13 protein-coding genes are annotated in these 17,476 nt (G+C 57.5%); 8 read left to right on the plus strand and 5 right to left on the minus strand.

The window, feature by feature from the left end:
- From A4E19_11560 to A4E19_11575, 4 genes are all read right to left on the minus strand, one after another.
- A partial coding sequence (locus tag A4E19_11560) for a methane monooxygenase/ammonia monooxygenase subunit C (GenBank protein ID OQW38019.1) occupies nt 1-625 on the minus strand: 625 nt, incomplete at its 3' end.
- Nucleotides 626-823: 198 nt separating this feature from the next.
- Nucleotides 824-1,471 carry a DNA-binding response regulator gene (locus A4E19_11565; protein OQW38020.1) on the minus strand — a complete coding sequence of 216 codons (648 nt, stop codon included), beginning with the start codon at nt 1,469-1,471 and terminating at the stop codon, nt 824-826.
- Nucleotides 1,468-2,517: a hypothetical protein gene (locus tag A4E19_11570; GenBank protein ID OQW38021.1), complete on the minus strand. Its 1,050-nt coding sequence runs from the start codon at nt 2,515-2,517 to the stop codon at nt 1,468-1,470. The genes A4E19_11565 and A4E19_11570 overlap by 4 nt, the downstream gene beginning before the upstream one ends.
- Before the next feature lie 142 nt (nt 2,518-2,659).
- Entirely contained in the window at nt 2,660-2,839 is a 180-nt protein-coding gene (locus A4E19_11575) for a hypothetical protein (GenBank protein OQW38022.1), read from the minus strand.
- Between the two features lie 2 nt (nt 2,840-2,841).
- Between A4E19_11575 and A4E19_11580 the strand changes: the two genes are divergently transcribed.
- Genes A4E19_11580 through A4E19_11595 form a run of 4 tightly spaced genes read left to right on the plus strand, consistent with a single transcriptional unit; the run spans nt 2,842 to nt 6,799 of the window.
- A complete protein-coding gene (locus tag A4E19_11580; GenBank protein OQW38023.1) occupies nt 2,842-3,825 on the plus strand; it encodes a hypothetical protein in 984 nt (327 codons plus the stop codon).
- 21 nt (nt 3,826-3,846) lie between these two features.
- A complete protein-coding gene (locus A4E19_11585; GenBank protein OQW38066.1) occupies nt 3,847-4,635 on the plus strand; it encodes a hydroxymethylpyrimidine/phosphomethylpyrimidine kinase in 789 nt (262 codons plus the stop codon).
- A 4-nt stretch (nt 4,636-4,639) separates the two neighbouring features.
- Complete coding sequence (locus A4E19_11590) at nt 4,640-5,968, plus strand: hypothetical protein (protein OQW38024.1); 1,329 nt, start codon at nt 4,640-4,642, stop codon at nt 5,966-5,968.
- 60 nt (nt 5,969-6,028) lie between these two features.
- Nucleotides 6,029-6,799, plus strand: coding sequence for a hypothetical protein (locus A4E19_11595; GenBank protein OQW38025.1), 771 nt, complete (start codon nt 6,029-6,031; stop codon nt 6,797-6,799).
- 54 nt (nt 6,800-6,853) lie between these two features.
- On the opposite strand, the gene A4E19_11600 is transcribed toward A4E19_11595, so the two are convergent.
- Nucleotides 6,854-7,600, minus strand: coding sequence for a hypothetical protein (locus tag A4E19_11600; GenBank protein OQW38026.1), 747 nt, complete (start codon nt 7,598-7,600; stop codon nt 6,854-6,856).
- Nucleotides 7,601-8,609: 1,009 nt separating this feature from the next.
- On the opposite strand from A4E19_11600, the gene A4E19_11605 reads away from it, so the two are divergent.
- From A4E19_11605 to A4E19_11620, 4 genes are all read left to right on the plus strand, one after another.
- Nucleotides 8,610-10,226: a hypothetical protein gene (locus tag A4E19_11605; GenBank protein ID OQW38027.1), complete on the plus strand. Its 1,617-nt coding sequence runs from the start codon at nt 8,610-8,612 to the stop codon at nt 10,224-10,226.
- Nucleotides 10,227-10,380: 154 nt separating this feature from the next.
- The gene (locus A4E19_11610; GenBank protein ID OQW38028.1) at nt 10,381-13,251 is read left to right on the plus strand and encodes a hypothetical protein; all 2,871 of its coding nucleotides are present in this window, start codon (nt 10,381-10,383) and stop codon (nt 13,249-13,251) included.
- Nucleotides 13,248-15,047 (plus strand): hypothetical protein, encoded by a 1,800-nt coding sequence (locus A4E19_11615; GenBank protein ID OQW38029.1) that lies wholly within the window; start codon nt 13,248-13,250, stop codon nt 15,045-15,047. Before A4E19_11610 ends, A4E19_11615 begins: the two co-directional genes overlap by 4 nt.
- 13 nt (nt 15,048-15,060) lie before the next feature.
- Complete coding sequence (locus tag A4E19_11620) at nt 15,061-17,451, plus strand: hypothetical protein (GenBank protein ID OQW38030.1); 2,391 nt, start codon at nt 15,061-15,063, stop codon at nt 17,449-17,451.
- Nucleotides 17,452-17,476: the final 25 nt, after the last annotated feature.

Genomic DNA, 17,476 nt, shown 5'->3' on the forward strand with positions numbered 1-17,476 from the left:
ACCAGAACGCATGGCCCCACTCGTTGAGTCCGACATTCGGCAGAATGAACATCGGCCCCACTATCGCCGCGACTAAAGCGAACGAGGTCGCTTGGCTATACAGCGGCAACCGCGTCTGTGCATACAGATAGCTCGCCACCCCGCACGTGATGTACAGCGGGAACGTCCCGTAGAACGCCACGATGTGGCTCGCCGTGAAGCTCGTGTCCCGGATGATCACTTGATGCCACGCCGCATCCTGCTCCAGTGTGTAGCTGCCCGCGTAGTACACCCCCCAGATGTAACACACCAACCACCCCATCCAGTAAAAGTACCGCTTCAGCTCCAGCTTGTGGTCCAGGTTCGCCAGGTTCCGATCCCGCGTCACCCAGATCCACCCGATGGTCACGGCAAAGAAGACGGCATTGGCCAAGATGTTAAACCGCCACAGCCCCATCCACACCGAGTCAAATTCCGGGGTCATCGAATCCAACCCGTGCGAGTACCCGAACGCCCGCTGATACAGCACCCAAAATACCCCGATCCCTAACATCGCCAACCAGCCGATCTTCACCGGCTTCGAATCGTACCACTGCGAGATGTCATACCCCTTATCATGTGTTGTTGCTGTCTGAGGTGATGCCATGCTTAGACCCCCTTTTTCGGACAATGCTCCTTCCCTAACCCCTAGCCGCCGTGAACAATGCCTCCTTTCGTTGAAAGAGCGGCCAACCCGTCTAAGATCTAACAAAGCACCGCTTCGTGTGCCATAAGGCACTTGCCTAAAGGATGTAAGGAAATTCCACTGGATGGAACGGCAAGGAAAGCAGGGAAATGGAATCGGTTATTCGGATGAAGAAGTGAGGCCGTGGGCGAGGGCGTATTTGGTCAGTTCAGCCGTCGTATGGAGACCCAGCTGTTCCATCAGCTTCGACTTGTGATACTCGACCGTCTTGGGAGATAAACCAAGCGTTGAAGCGATTTCTTTGAGAGTCAGCCCCTCGGCCACGAGCTGTAAGATTTCTCGCTGTCGCACCGGCAAGCGCCCCTCGCCGTCAGTGTCCGGCTCAGTGTCGGAGATCGCTGATTGGACAAGATTTTTTGCAATCAATGAGGTGACGTAGTAGTTGCCCTTCATCACCGCATCAATGGCCTGTAACAGCTCAGACCCCGCCGACCGTTTCAGCAGGTAGGCGGATGCCCCAGCCTTGAAGGCTTGATTGACATAGTCCTGATCTGCATGGACAGTCACAAAAATCAAACGAGCCTGAGGGAGCATCTTTCGCAAACGACGGGCCGCATCAAGGCCGTTCAGTCTGGGCATCGAAATATCCAAGACTACGAGGTCCGGCCGCAATCGTTTCGCCGCATCCAGCAAAGACCGACCGTCCTCCGCGGAACCTACGATCTGACAATGTTCTTCCAGCAGCTTTTTGAACCCTTCCAGCACTAAAGCATGGTCGTCCGCCAAGAGTACGCGGGGCTTGCTCATGCACGCTCCTGTTTGAACGGCACCCAGGCACAGATACGTGTTCCCTGCCCCAGTGTCGACTGTATATCGAAGGACCCAGCAACCAAGGAGACGCGTTCCTTCATGCTCAACAAACCGAGGCTTCCTCGCCGGCCGCCGTCACGATTTACGTCGAATCCCACTCCATCGTCGCTCACCATAAGCTGAAGGCCGTTTTCCACTCGTCGAAGGTCGACGCGGACGTTCTTGGCCTTGGCATGACGAGAAATATTCGCCAAGCCTTCTTGTGCGACGCGGTACAAGCAGGTGACGAGGCTTTGCGCCAAGTGTTGTGGTATATCCTTTCCTATGAACTGGGCGTCGATACCGGTGCGGGTCTGAAAGTCGTCGACGAGGCGCCGAAGCGCGATGGATAAACCCAGATCATCAAGGACGGACGGGTGAAACTGATGGGCCAGGCGGCGAACATCTTCGGAGAGCTCGACGATACGGTTCTGAATCGTATGTATCGTTCGGACAGTACCGATAGGAGCGTCCGAGAGCTGCTGCTCCAACATTTCAATGTCGATGGACAAGAGCGCCAGGCGTTGATTGATGTCGTCATGCAGATCCCGAGAAATCCGCCGTCTCTCCTCCTCCTGAAGGCGAAGCAGCTGCGAGGCAAGCAGTCGAAGGTCCCGTCTGTTCGCTTCGAGCGATTCTTCGGTATCCATCCGTTTTGACACCTCGCTGACGAGTGCGTTCTTGACGGCCATAAGTTCTTCGCTACGGGCATGGAGGCGCGCAGCCCAGCCCTCGTCGAGCCGCTGAAGTTCCTCCTCGCGTTCACGGCGTTGTAAAAGGTACCAAATGGGCAGTCCGATCAGCGCCATGCCGAAGACCCGAGTGACTAAGGGTCTCCACACAGGTTCATCAGAAGCTTGAGGTGAAATGGTGGTAATATTTTCCGTTGTCACCGACGTGAGAGCTTTTTCAACTTCAAACGGCGTCGATAGTTGATGTGGAAACAGCGACAAGAATGATTTCGCCACTTCTGTGGGGAAATGGAAGATCAGCAATCCGACCATCAATACATGGATACTGCCGATAAGAACCCAGCTTCTAGCTCGCGATACAGGCATGGACCGACCTCCCACTCAAATTATCCTCTTTCAGGGTCGTCCAATCAAGGAGGGACAGGTATAGAGAGACTACGGTCTTCTAAACTGATCAGCCCGCAAAAGGCAGCTTACCGTTGTTCATGGTTTCATACGCCTCCGCAATGGTCACCTCCACTGAGTCGTAAGGCGGTGAACACTGACGATCTCCATACCGGACAGCGGTCTTGATCCCGCTCCATTTTTGCTGGCCGCTAGACAGTGAAGTCGCCCCGAGTATAATGACATCCATTCATGCGTATGATTGGAATTCCGGTACTGCTCCTCGGCCTCGCCACTCTCTTCCTGTATCCGGCAACGTCTCGGGCTGGGACGAGTTATGAAGAGGATCTCAAGCAATTGGCGGACGGCGTGACTGAAGGGGCGGCCAAGGCCAAGAAACACCGGCTCGCCTTTTTGGACTTCACCGATTCCAAAGGGAGCCCGACGCCGATCGGACAGTTCCTTGCCGAGGAACTTGCGACACAGGTCATGGTATCCGGTGAAATGACGGTGATCGATCGCACGCTCACGAACTCGACCCTGAAGAAGATGCGTGTGGACCAGGTGGACTCGGCCCATGCGAAGGCCCTGCGACGTGCGGCCAAAGCGATCCGCGCCGATGTATTGGTGGGCGGAGTGATCACCGAAACTCCCGAGGGTCTACAGGTCACGGTACGGCTCATCAATCCGTCGGATGCCCAGCCGATCGGCGCCACGCGCGGGATGCTGCCCAAAGCCGGCCCCTTGAACTCCTTTTTTAAGAAGGAAGAGGCTCCGCAACCGATCTTGAAAGTTGAAAATCCTCTGGAAACTCCCCCTCCGGCAGGTGTGGGGACGCATCGGAACGAGTACTATGAATTGGTGGTCAGGTCGATCGAACGGCAGACCGTCCGGGCCAAGATGGACCTCACCGTCGAAAACGTCTCACGCCGCGACATGAAACTGCTGTGTCACTTGCAGGACACGGTTCTGACGGACGAACATGGAACGACGTGGCACCAGGGCATCGAGGACAATCGAGAAGGTCTGTGTGCCCGCGGACTCGAACTCTCCCCGCGCCGGAAAGAACGCGCCGTCCTCATGTTCACTGGTTCACCGGAGACGGCAGCCACTCAGTTCACGCTGCATTTTCGTGAGAGGTTGCCCAGACGAGACGCGTCCTTCACCATCGAGGGGTTGAAGGCTGGCTCGTCGTCGGAAACTCCGCAAACAATAACGCCCTACGACAACAGATAAAGGATCGTCATGTCGAAAACGTTGAAACAAGTACTCACCATTGCCGGCTCGGATTCCGGCGGCGGCGCGGGGATCCAGGCGGACATCAAATCCATGTCCGCCAACGGGGTGTTCGCCATGTCCGTCATCACGGCGATCACGGCTCAGAATACGGAAGAAGTGACCGATGTCCTCGAATTGCCTCCGGCCATCATCGCCTCGCAGATCGATGCCGTCTTCGACGACTTCGACGTGGCCGCCGTCAAGACCGGAATGCTGTCCTCGGCCGCCATTGTCGAAGTGATCGTGAAGATGTTGAAACCTCAAAACGTGGTGAACCTGGTCGTGGATCCGGTGATGATTTCGAAGAGCGGTCATTCGCTCTTGCAGCCGGACGCGATCGAGGCGGTGAAGACGCAGTTGCTTCCTCTGGCCCTGGTCGTGACACCGAACGTGCATGAGGCACAGCAACTGTCGGGAATTGACATCGCCTCGTTGGCCGATGCCCGGCGCGCGGCCAAAGTGATTCATGGATTCGGATGCAAGCATGTCTTGATCAAGGGCGGCCATTTACTCAATGAGCGGGCGACCGACTTGCTCTATGACGGACGTTTTTTCAACGTCTTGAAGGGGGAATTCATCGAAACCCGCCATACGCATGGCACCGGCTGTACCTTCGCCTCCGCACTGGCCGCTCATCTTGCAAGGGGGCGATCGGTGTTGGACTCCGCGCAGGCCGCCAAGTCCTATGTGACGGAAGCCATCCGGCATGGCTTGGCCATCGGCCACGGACAAGGGCCGACGGACCATTTTTATTTTCTCGACCGATAACCGTATGTCGATGCTCGTACGGATTCCCCCACTCACGTTCTGCATCGCGGGTCTCAGCTGGCTGATCCTTGCGTCGATTCTCGGCGTGGCGACGTTGGTCGGACTGGTACAGGGGACCCCGTTGCCGCCGTGGGTCGGGGCGCTCCATGTCCACGCGGTCCTGGTGGGCGGTGTCGCCCAGATCATTCTCGGCGGATTTATCATGCTTACCCCTCCGCCTGGTTCGGCACATCGAAAAGAACCGGACTCCCATCCCCTCGCATTTTGGGCGCTGAACGGCGGGGTGGTGGGAATGCTCACGGGGTTTTGGTTGCACCAGCACATCGTCATCGGTGTGGCCGGTGCTGTGGTGATCGCCGCATTTATCTCCATCATCTACGGCATTTGGATCCGAGCGAACCGTGCCTGGAGGCTCTCATTCAACGAATCTTGGTGTTACGCCCTCTCTCTCTTCTGCCTCGTGGGCGCATCGGTTTGCGGAGAAATCATGGCGCTCGGATTCGTGCCGGCTTTCTACGGCTATGCGCGGCTCGCGCATATTCACCTGGCGGTGCTCGGTTTCGTGGTTGTAGCCATCATCGGGATGGTGCAGCATCTCCTGCCGACAGTCTGGAACCGGCCGCACATGCATCCCCGGCTTGCCCGCCTGGGCATGATCGTGATGCCGATCGGCATGGCCGTCTTAATCGGTGGATTTCTGAACTCTTCGGTCCCGATCGAACTGGCCGGTGGCGGCATTCTACTCATCGGCGGGTTGCTCTGGACCGGCAATGTGGTCCGAACATGGCTCTCTTCCCCTCCGACCGGCGGCGCAGCTTCGGACCATCTCTTCATCAGCACCTTCTTTCTCATCTTTACCATCACGCTGGGCGAGCTTGTCGGTGTCAATCGCCTCTCGGATCCTCCCGTCCTCCCGTACGGGAAGTTGCACCTGGTCGCTTATACCCATATGACGTTCGTCGGCTTCATCATGAACGCCGTCATGGGCGCGTGCTCCTATTTCATTCCCGTCACAATCGCCGCCGGCCGCGTCCCCAATGCCAAGAAACGCGGGTTGTATCTGGATCAACTCCACGCGATCATGAACCATTGGAGCACCGTTCAAATCGCGTCGCTCAGTCTGGGAACCATGGGACTGGGTCTCATGGCCGCCTTGACGTGGAATGTGCCGCTGGCTTCCATCTACATCCGTATCGCCATCTGGACCAGTCTCGGCCTCCTCATGACCGGCTTGATTCTCTTTGCAGTCAAGCTGACCTTGATGCTTACCAATAAACCGGACTCGCTTCGGAGCGGACAGACCTCCACCGACGAACTCAAACTCACGGCCTGACCGTCCGACGGACCGACCTTCTTTCCTGACCTCGGTCGCGGACTCTGCTACAATCCCCGCGTGGAAAAACGATTCTCGTTTCTCGATCCCCACGGTCATCGAGTCTCCGCCATCTTGACCGTCCCCGACGAAGGGACGGACAAGCTCGCCGTTTTGTGCCATGGATTTATATCGTCGAAAACCAGCTCGACCAACAATGCCTTGACCCGCATGCTGATCGACCACGGCATCGCCACCTTTCGCTTCGACTTCTTCGGCCAAGGGGACAGCGAAGGCCCGTTCGATCAGATCACCGTCAGCTTGGCGGTTGAACAGGCACATCGAGCGGTCGATCTCATGAACGAAAAAGGGTATCGGCGCATCGGCCTGATGGGATCGAGCTTCGGCGGTCTGGTCTCGATTCTGACCGCTTCACAGCGGATGGACTTAGTCTGCCTTGCCTTGAAATGTCCGGTAGTGGATTTTCCGGAGGAGCTGCGGCTGGAGTTTGGCGAAGAAGAAATGGCACGATGGCGGAAGACCGACACGATTCCGAACATCATGGGCGGTCCCAACCGAATCGCGCTTCGCTATGCGTTTTATGAAGACGCCCTCCGGCAGATCGCCTATGCCTCAGCACGATCGATCGCAGCCCCGACCGTCATCGTGCAAGGCGACAAGGACGAGCATGTCCCGCTTCATCAAAGCCGGCAGCTGTACGACGCGCTGCAGGTCGAGAAACACCTCGAGCTGTTGCCTGGCGCCGACCATCAGTTCACGAAAGGGGAAGATTTTAAACGAATGACGAACGTGATAGCGGACTGGTTGGTCGGCCATCTCGCTGAACAGTAGTTCGAGTGACGCCTCTCAGCAGGCGCTGCAGGAACCTTACCGGTGGCGGGGCGACTACACTGCCATGACCTGACCCTCCTCAAGAAACGAGATTCGTTCGATACCAAACCGACTGATTTCCGCTTCGATCTGTGTTTGGAAAGCGGGCTTCATATGGTAGGCGTAAACGGGCAGATCGGGACGCCCGAGCTTTTGAAACTCCTTGAAGAACAGCGACGGAGTCAGGTGTTTTGATTTCTTGGCCAATCCTTCCAGCGTGTCGGGAAAGGATGATTCAATGAAGGCGGCCTTGAGGTTGGGGGTGGTTCGGCCAAGATGCCAGATCTCCTCGGTTTCATGCGTATCTCCGCTATAGAGCAAGGCAGCTCCCCGGTCCTTCACGATGTATCCCACGGTGGGGACTGTATGGTTGACTGGAATTGGAATGACTTCGAGATGGCCGAGCGTGACGGGTTTTCCCGGTTCTAGAACCAGCGCTTGCAAGACCGCGTGCTTCTTGTCCGGCACCTTGAAAAAGTTCGGATAGACCTTGTCGTTAAACACATGGTCCATCAATCCTTGAATCACCGGCTCAGTGGCCGCCACGATGAGCGGGTCGGTGAATTCTTCGGCGAGATTGTCGACCAACGTCGGGAGCCCCTTGATGTGGTCGAAATGAAGGTGGCTGAGCAGTACGAACCGGACGCGTTGCTGTTCCGCCAAGGTGAGCCGTGCTCCGATCGTTCCGGCATCAAGGAGGACGGAGTCATCGATAAGGAATCCGCAACTCTCCTGACGAACCGACCGCTCCGTTCCACCCACGAGGCAGTCCGCCCCGTGGCAACCCAACACTCGAATCTGCATGTGAAGACGACTATGCCAAATTATGTGGCCGGCTACCAGGAGACTGCTTCATGCTTGGTAGGATCTTGCGATCACTTACATCATGCCCCAGCCGGAGGTGCTACCATACCATACTGGTCTTCCCTCTGTCATTGTCCAGTGCTTGGCTTTCTGATGTAAAGAGTCCACTGCGAGTCCATTATTTATTTATTAAGCCTCGTCAAGACACGGCTTTTGGGTCACGCTGATCAGCTTGGGTGCATCCATAAAGATTCAGAGTATCCAAAAAGATTCTGAATCTGTTTGAGCACAATTCAGTTCACCTGCATCGCCTAACCGTTCCGCAGCCTCGAAATCCTCAGAAATACCAACAATTCAATTCAGGCTCGCTTCCTGCGCACCCAGCCGCTACTCGGAAGCGGCCATCTTATGCTTGCTCACCTTTACAAGACCATTTTGGAAAGCAGTGATGAAGTCATCGTGGAAGGCATAATAGCCTTCACTCTTTCGTAGGGGTTGAAAATGCTTGCAGTGCATGTGAGAGTCCCGGCCTCAATCGCTCGGTCTATACTGGTATTTTATTCGTATTCCTTGCATTTACTTGTGTCAACAATATTGACGGCCTATTGACGCGATCGAAAGGATGGCTTCAAGTGGCAATGGGTCTCCTGATCGGCGGGCTTTTCTTGACACCGGCTCATTCAGGTACAGACTCACCTTCGACTTTGATTCAGATAGTGGGAGTACCTGCAGCCGTCATTACTCCCATCGGAGCCCATTCCTATTCCTCTACCGAGCGAAACGCCGGCTACCTTCTTCAGGACGCTGCAGGTGTCGGGACTAACCCTGCCGGGGTTACTGCTCAAAACGCTCCCAACGCAATCGCTCAACCTTTGAGCGCAAACACGACTGGATCTGGAAACCGCCGACAGGCGCAAGAAACAGAAAGACTTTCCGCGAAACGAGTCTTCTAACCTGGGAGGTCCCTATGAACTATCTCCGGTGGGTGGGATTCATGCGAAGTCTACTGATCGTCGGAGTGCTGGGAGCTGTGGTCGCTCCGCTGTCTTCTGAAGCCGCGCCGGCGTCGAGTCCACCGACGATCACGCTCCAGTTGGATAGCGGGACCGTGGTGACGATCAATACAACATTATCATCGACATGTGTCACAGGCTATAACTACTGCTACACCATTCCTACCGGTCAAGTGGTCACCGGCACCAATGGCAGACAGTACAGGCTCGATCCGAACGGTACGCCGAGGGTGCGGATCGCCGACAAGAATGGCCTGGATAAGATGTCGCCCACCGGGTTCAAATTGGTCCCAGTAGGCTCCTGGCCGAACACCGAAGTACATACTCTGACATTAACGGTAAAGCATACATTTAACGCCACCACTGACGGCCCCACGGGTGCCACCATCAATACGGCTAATGCCGGGCTTACTACATGGGCCCTGAGGAGTGCCGGCGAGTTCAATGCGAACAGCGGGTCCGACCCAGTCAACAATAAAGTAACCTTAACGGGGACGGGAATCTTTAGTGGCTCGACGAGCGTAAACATTTTGAGTACAAGTGGTACCAAAAATCGCAGCCCGCTGACTTTTACAATCGCTGGCCCCGCTGCCACGGCCGACATCAACTGGGGCGGTCTCAACAACCTCGACATGGGAATGGAAGACCCAAGCTATCCGCAATTTAACTGCAGTAGTGCCAGCGCAACGGGAGCATGCAGACCGACCGTCACGCAAAAATTGGTGGCCACGATCAGTGGCCCGGACACACTGAAAGTACTGTCCGGGCCGCTCGATGTATTTGGCGCATCATGCAGCCTAACGTTCAGCGCAGAGGAACTCAAACAGGTCAAATTTCTAAAGTTCGCGGTTAGTGTTTTTAAAGTTCTTCTCCCCCACATCCGCAAACCAGATTTACGCGAATACATAGTCGACTTAATAAGCTATTTGGAAAGGATTATTCTTACGACACAGACCCCCCCTTCAGATCCAAACTGTCCGGGAGCGAATGTTGTCACTTTTCATGCAGCGGTGGAGCAGGCCGCCGATGGGTTGGTTATCATATCGGACAACTCTTCCCCAGGAGTTCCCGCACCCCTTCATTATTACGCGGTGATCGACGCGCCCGGCTTGAATTGGGGTTCGGCAAGAGAGGCGGCCCAAGGTCTGAGCACAGGGGGGAATAGCTGCGACTTGGCCACCATCACGTCGGCGGCTGAACAGGCGATTGTCAATGGCCTGTTACCGGACCCAAGTGAGTTCCCAGCCGAACCTGCTCAGCAGTACTGGATTGGCGGACTCCAGACAAGTGAATCGTCAGAGCCTGGTGGTGGTTGGCAGTGGATCAACGGCGAAGGCATGTTCTGGAATAATGGTCCAGTTAATGACATGTTTGCGAACTGGGGGAATACCATTCCTCCGGGATTACAGCCAGACAACGCTTGCAGCGACTCCGGCTGCCAGAATCACTTGTCCTTGGATCACCGCTACGGGTGGGGCTGGGACGACAATGATCAGTTCCTTAACGGAGTAATTCGTGGCTATGTGACTGAAGGTACTGCAGGTCTTTGCGTGCCGCCGGTGATTGATTAGAGGGCTCCGGTTCCATCGTAGGGCCGTGGCACAGTCGCAACGAGAGTCGGCATGCAAGGCGCGGGCTCTATCGGATACGAACACGCTTCGGTTTTTTCACAGCGAAGTGGGGAGCAGCGATCGCTGCTCCCTTTGCCACGAACGGGAGGAGAATATGGATGCACGCAAGACGCCGTTGCAAATTCCTACGTCCAGGAAGCAGGCTGTTCTGTGGGCGTGCCTCCTCATCATGGAACTGATTTCGTTGTCACCATCAGTCGGTGACGCACAGGTGACCACGAACATTACCTCCTCCGGTCTAAATACCCAGGTTAATCACGCTGGCAATTCGTTCAATATCACTGGGGGCACCAGACCAGACAACGGCCCCAACCTCTTCCACAGTTTTGGCAACTTCAGTGTGGGCGGAGGGGATATCGGCAACTTTTCCAACAATACGGGTCTTCCAACGTCGAACATCCTCGGTCGTGTCACGGGCGGCACCATCTCAAACATCGATGGCACGATTCAAACCACCGGGTTCGGCAGCGCCAATTTATTTTTGATGAATCCATCGGGCATCGTCTTGGGCCCGGGGGCGTCGCTCAACGTCGGTGGATCGGTCAGTTTTACGACAGCGCAGTACATACGATTACTCGACGGTCTTTTTAATGGCGCATATTTTTATGCCAACCCCACCAATGACGGCTTGGCGAACAGCATCCTGACCATCAACTCGTCCGCCTTTGAATTTCTCTCCGCCTCCCCTGCTGGATATGGATTTCTCACGGCGCCCGATCCGAATGCCACGATCACAGTCCAGGGCAGTGCACTCTCCGTTCCCTCAGGGCAAACGATCTCATTAGTCGGCGGAAAGGTTGTGATCGAAGGCGGGGCCAACCTGACTGTGCCAGGCGGCAACATCAAGCTGGCGACGGCCGCGTCGCCAGGCGAATTCGATGCCACGACGCTCGGTTCGCTTCCCAATACGGATGGGACTTCGTTTACCTCATACGGTTCGGTGGCCCTTGCGTCGGGGTCCAGTATCGACGTGCATGGGGCAAGCACGGTTTTCATCAAAGGCGGGCAACTTGTACTCTCCATCAACGATGCCACGCTCTCCACGTCAGAAAATCCAGCCCCCGGGAATACGATAGAACTCCGTGGCGGCAGTTCCCTCAGCACGTCGAATTCGGGATCAGATCCTGGCGCCGACTTACAGCTCATCGCCTCACATGTTCGTCTGGCGGATGGATCGTTTCTGATCACGGAAACGTCCGGGCCGGGCCGCGGGGGGAACATTCATCTGACAGCCGATAATCTGACGCTCGAGAACTCGTCGGTTATTGCGACGAGGAATGCTGAACTTGGCCAGGTGGGAGGGGATCTCTTCTTGAATGTGAAGACGTTGCAACTCCTGGGTGGTGACTCCGGCGGATCGCGAATCGCCAGCATCAATAACACGGGAACCGATTTGGACGGTGATGGACTCGTGGATGTCACCGGAGTGGGCGGGAATGTGACCATTCAGGGAACAACCCAAGGAGCGAACAGCGCGGCCGACTCCGTGGTGCTTTCAGGGGGCAGTCGCATCACCAGCGACGCGTCGTCAACAGGTGGGAACGGTGGAGGGATTTCCATCAGAGCCGCCTCCCTGGACTTGAATGGGGCTTCGAGCATCAGTTCGTCCACCGGTGGGACCGGTCAGGGCGGAAACATTGTAGTGAGCGTCCGGCAACTACGCGTGGTCGATGGTGCAACTATTTCGAGTATCACCAGCAGTGAAGATCTGATCCCTGCAGCTGGTGGAATGGTGACGGTGCAAGGACTGGCCGGACCGGGAAGCCTGGCCGGTTCTGTGCAGCTCTCCGGCCCCGATACACGTATCATTACGGATTCCTCCGCTGGCGTGCCAGGCGATATCACCGTGAATGCCGGCACGGTGACCATCACGAATGGAGCCGCGATCGCGGCAGGCAGTTCCTCATCAGCGGGGCCGGCGGGAAAGGTGACCGTCACAGCCGACTCCGTCGTGATTTCTGCGGAGGGGCAGATATTCAGTCGATCTTTCGCCGAGAATTCCGCGCAGGTGACCATCACAACTGATGAGTTGACCATGGACAAGGGTTCCATCGATACCGGCACGTCCAGCGAAAGCGGTGGGAGAGGGGGAGACGTGGTGATACAGGGCGGGAAGGTGAATCTGACGAACAGCGCTGGAATTCGTAGCCAAAGTGGAAGCGAGGAGGCGCGCTTCAGTACGGGACGGGCAGGCGACATTACAATCACGGCCGAGAGTCTGACGCTGGCAAACCGTTCTGAAATCTCGAGCAGCAGCAAGGGGACCGAGGTTGGTGCCGCCGGCGATGCGGGTAACATTACCATTCAGAGTGGCTCGAAGGTGGTCTTGAACAATAGCTCAATCACGACCGAAGCGATTGCAGCCAGCGGCGGTCAAGTCACCATCAACGCGCCGGATATGATCCGGTTGATCGACAGCCACGTGAGTACCTCCGTCGCCGGTGCTGAAGGAGACAGTAACGGCGGCAATATCTCGATCGATCCTGATTTCGTGGTCCTGAAAGGCAGCCAGATTTTGGCCCAAGCGTTTGCGGGCGACGGAGGCGCGATCAACGTGACAGCCGGCCTCTTTCTTGCCGATCCGGCCAGCCTCGTGGATGCCTCGTCCACGCTTGGAGTCAGCGGCACGGTGCAGATCAACGCCCCGATCAACAACCTCTCCAGCGTGGTCGCGCGGCTCCCGGAATCATTACTGGCGGTTCAAGCCCTATTGCGCGCCGCCTGCGCGGCCAGGCTGGCGCAGGGAGAGACCAGCAGCTTCGTCGAGCGAGGGCGTGACGGCATCCCTGCCGGACCCGACGGCTTGCTTGCCGGTCCGTATTTGCCCATCACTTCCGCCACCGTTCGGCAACGACAGGCCAAGGGCTCGACCGGCCTCTCGGGGATCCAGTTGCGCCGAATGCCGGAGCACAAGCAACCCTCGTCGATCATCCGTTTCTCGGACCACGGTGCCTGTGCTTCATGAGGACGCTCCATCGAGCGGTGCAGCAAGGCTCCGCGCGTGCGACTCATAGGCGGTTGTCTTGGGGCATGGGGATCGTCATGGTGGCTTGCTTCGCGGCTCAATCCGTGTCCGCGCAAGTGTTCCTGCCTCCGATTTCCGATCCGGGGGGGCGATCCCGGGATATCCCCTCGCTGAAAGACGAGCCGGTCGCCCCGAAGCCTCTTCCGATCGAGCCGGCCGTGCCCGTACCCCTCACCGAAGGGCAAGAGGCTCTTCCCCCCGTCAAAGTCTTCGTGCGGGAATTCCAATTCGACGGCCATACGGTCGTCACGTCGCAAGAATTGCACACCATCGCCGCGCCGTACTTAAACCGCGAGGTCACGACCGAGGACCTGGAAAGCCTACGGACCGCGGTGACGCTGCTCTACGTCCAGCGGGGCTACGTCACGTCCGGCGCAGTCATTCCCGATCAAGCGGTGACGAACGGCATCATCCGAATCCACATCATCGAAGGCCGGTTGGCGGAGATCAGCGTTGAAGGCGCCCGGTGGTTGTGGCCTGGTTATTACCGGCGCCGGATCGCCCTCGGCGCTGGACCGCCGATCAATATTTACACGCTGCAAGAGCGGTTGCAGCTCCTCCAGCAAGATCCACATGTCCAACGCCTCAATGCCGAGCTTCGCCGGGGCGTGAAGCCGGGGCAGAGCGAGTTGCATGTGAAAGTCTCGGAGCCTCGACCGTTCAGAGCCTGGCTGGATTTCAACAACCACCAATCGCCGGCTGTGCGCGCTGAACGCGGCCTGGCGACGATCGTTCACGAAAGCTTAACGGGCAACGGAGACCGTTTCCAATTTACCTACGGACAATCGCTTCCCATCAACGGCACGACCGGCGTGTTGCCGCTGATCAACGTCTCGTATATGCTGCCGATCACTCCCTACGATACTACCCTGGCCGTCTCCTACCGCCGTTCCGACTTCGAGGTGGTCACCGAACCCTTTCGAACGCTGGACATCGAAGGACATACCGAGATCTTCAGTGTCACGCTGCAACAGCCTGTGTATCGCACGCTTAGTCATTTGGTGAATGTCGGCGTGCAAGGCGAATATCTGTACAACAAGAATTTACTATTGGGCCAGCCCTTCGACTTCTTCGCCGGATATCAGAACGGCGTCGCGAACGTGGCCGCCTTGCGGTTTCTTCAAGATTGGACCTATCGGACACAGGATTTCCTGTTCGGTGCGCGTTCCCGTTTTTCCGTCGGGTTGGACGTGCTGGATGCGACGACCAATTCCGGCCCGGTGGCCGATGGCCGGTATTTCTCTTGGGTTGGGCAACTTCAAGGATTGCGCCGATTTGAGCAGTATGCAGGCACTCAGTTGCTGGGTCGAATCGACTTGCAGCTGACGAACGATCGCTTGTTTCCTCTCGAACAGGTGCCTGTCGGCGGGCGATATAGCGTGCGCGGCTACCGAGAGATCACCCTGCTGCGGGACAACGCGTTTCTCCTCTCGATTGAGCCGCGTTTTCCCGTTTCCCGGTGGCTGTTCGGAGCGAGGGAGGATTTGATCCAAGTGGCCCCGTTTTTCGACTATGCGAGAGCCTGGGCCGCCAAGAGCTCGACAGAATCTCCAAAGAGCCTCATGAGCGTGGGGGTGGGCCTGCGGACCGCCTTCCTCCCCAAGAATCAAGGCTACTTTGAAATCTATTGGGGCTATCGGTTGCGAGGTTCGGGAGCCAATGATCCGCCGTATAGCACGACCGGCAACTTGCAAGACCATGGGATCCATCTGCAGCTGGTCCTGCAGCCCTTTTGAATGTGAGGAGACGATGGCCATGAATAAGCACCAATCACTTCCGCACAGCTCCACCGTCGCGTCCTCGTGCCCCCTTGTCCATCCCGGAAGACATGCCGCGGTCATAAAAATCGGTGTCACCCTTGCGGCATGGTGTTTCTCGTTGCTGATCTCTTCTTCGGCGCCGGCTCATCAGGCGGACACCGAGCCCGCTTTTCCCCATGGGTCCCTGCTGCACGAAGGGTACGACGCCTTCACACGCGGCGCCTTCGAGCAGGCGGCCGAGATCTGGCAACAAGCGGTCCGGTCCTATCACGAGACCGGGCGCGTTGTGGAAGAAAGCGATGCCCGTATGGCGCTCGCGCGAGCCTATTTGTCGCTGGGTTTCCATAACCGTGCCGCCCAGACTCTTGATGTGGCCGTCGTGCTTACGCAGGGGCGTGACCATTCCCGCCAGGCGACGGCGATGGAACTGCTTGGTCAGGCCTATCTGGCCGGAGGACGTTCCGATGCCGCGTTGGAAACGCTTCAGCATGCCAAACAGCTGGCGAGTGATGCGGACGATCAGATTCGTGTCGCCTCGATCGTCCATTCGATCGGTACCGTCCAGAGCGCGCTCCAGCAGGACCAAGAGGCGCTGGCTTCTTACTCGGAAGCGCGGCTCCTCGCGATCTCGGCGCATGCCGAGACACTGGCGGCGACGGCGACGATCAACGGCGGCAAAACGGCGGCCCGGATGGGGGAGTGGGCATCGGCGCGGAAACTGTTCGATGAGGCGCTGACACTGGCGCATCGCCTGCCTGATTCGCACGACAAAGTCTACAATCTGATTGCCATCGGCCTGGGCTTCGAAAGCCTCCACGCCACATCCCCGGATACAGGCGGCTCGCATCTGCAATCCGCCGCGACCCTCGAAAAAGCCGGCGAGGTCGCCAAGGCTCTCGGTGACGGGCGCGCCGCCTCGTATGCCTTCGGGCATCGGGGCCATCTGTATGAGCTGGACCGGCGCCATGATGAAGCACTGCTGCTGACGCGACTTGCCATCGGCTATGCCCAGCAGGTGCATGCTCCGGAATCCCTGTACCAGTGGGAATGGCAATTGGGTCGTGTCCTGAAGGCTCAGGACCGGATCGATCAAGCGATCGTGTCCTATCAACGCGCCGCCGACCTCGTGCAAACATTGCGTCCGGAGATGGCAACCGGCACTGCGCCGGCGGCCGCGTCATTCAGGGACGCCGGCGGTCGGCTGTATTTCGAGCTGGCGGACCTGCTGCTCCGACGCTCAAGTTCGGCCGCGACAGGGGCGGAAGCCCAGCCCTATCTGATCAAGGCGCGCGAGGCCATCGAGTTGTTCAAAACGGCCGAGCTGCGCGACTACTTTGCCGACGAGTGCGTCGATGCATTCCAAACCCGCCAGACGAGGCTGGAGGATGTCTCGCGCCAGGCGGCGATCGTCTATCCCATCATCTTGCCGGATCGAACGGAGCTGCTGGTCAGCCTGCCGGACGGGATGCACCGTGTCACCGTGGCCGTCGCCCAAGAGGAACTCAAGCAGGAAGCCCTGGCCTTCCGGAGATTGCTGCAAAAGGAAACGACCCGCGAATATCTTCGCAAAGGCCAGCGTCTCTACGATCTCTTACTGCGTCCCCTCGAACCGGAGTTCGCGAAGTTCGACATCGACACGCTGGTGATCGTGCCGGACGGTCCGCTCCGCATGATTCCATTCTCGGCCCTGCACGATGGCAAGCAGTTCCTCGTCACCAAATATGCGCTGGCGACGACTCCCGGACTGAATCTTACCGATCCCAAGCCGCTCGGTCGCGAACGGATCCAACTACTCTCCGCCGGACTTACGGAAGGCGTTCAAGGGTTCCCGCCGCTCCCGAACGCGGCGGGAGAGTTGGAAGCGATCGGCGGGCTTTACAAAACGCATCGACTCTTGAACCAAGACTTTCGTGTCCCTCAGCTCGAACGAGAGATGAAGGAGAATCCGTTCACGATCGTGCATATTGCGTCCCACGGAAAATTCGAGCGCGACGCGAAGAAGAGCTTTTTGCTGACGTTCGACGAAAAACTCACGATGGACCGACTGAGCCAGGTCGTGGGATTTTTTAGGTTTCGAGACCAACCGCTCGAGCTGCTCAGTCTGAGCGCCTGCCAGACCGCTGCCGGCGACGACCGAGCGGCGCTCGGTTTGGCGGGAATCGCGATCAAAGCGGGCGCCCGGAGCGCACTCGCCACGCTCTGGTTCGTGAGCGACGAAGCCTCATCGACGTTAGTCGTCGAGTTTTACCGCCAATTGAAGAATCCCGCCCTGTCCAAGGCGCAGGCCCTTCGCCAAGCCCAGCTGAAATTGATGGAGAATCCAGATTTCCAACATCCGATTTATTGGGCCCCGTTTCTTCTGCTGAACAACTGGCTGTAAATGGGATACAGTACGGGCGCCTAAT

Source organism: Nitrospira sp. SG-bin1 (assembly GCA_002083365.1).
In the GTDB taxonomy this organism is placed as follows: Bacteria; Nitrospirota; Nitrospiria; order Nitrospirales; family Nitrospiraceae; genus Nitrospira_D.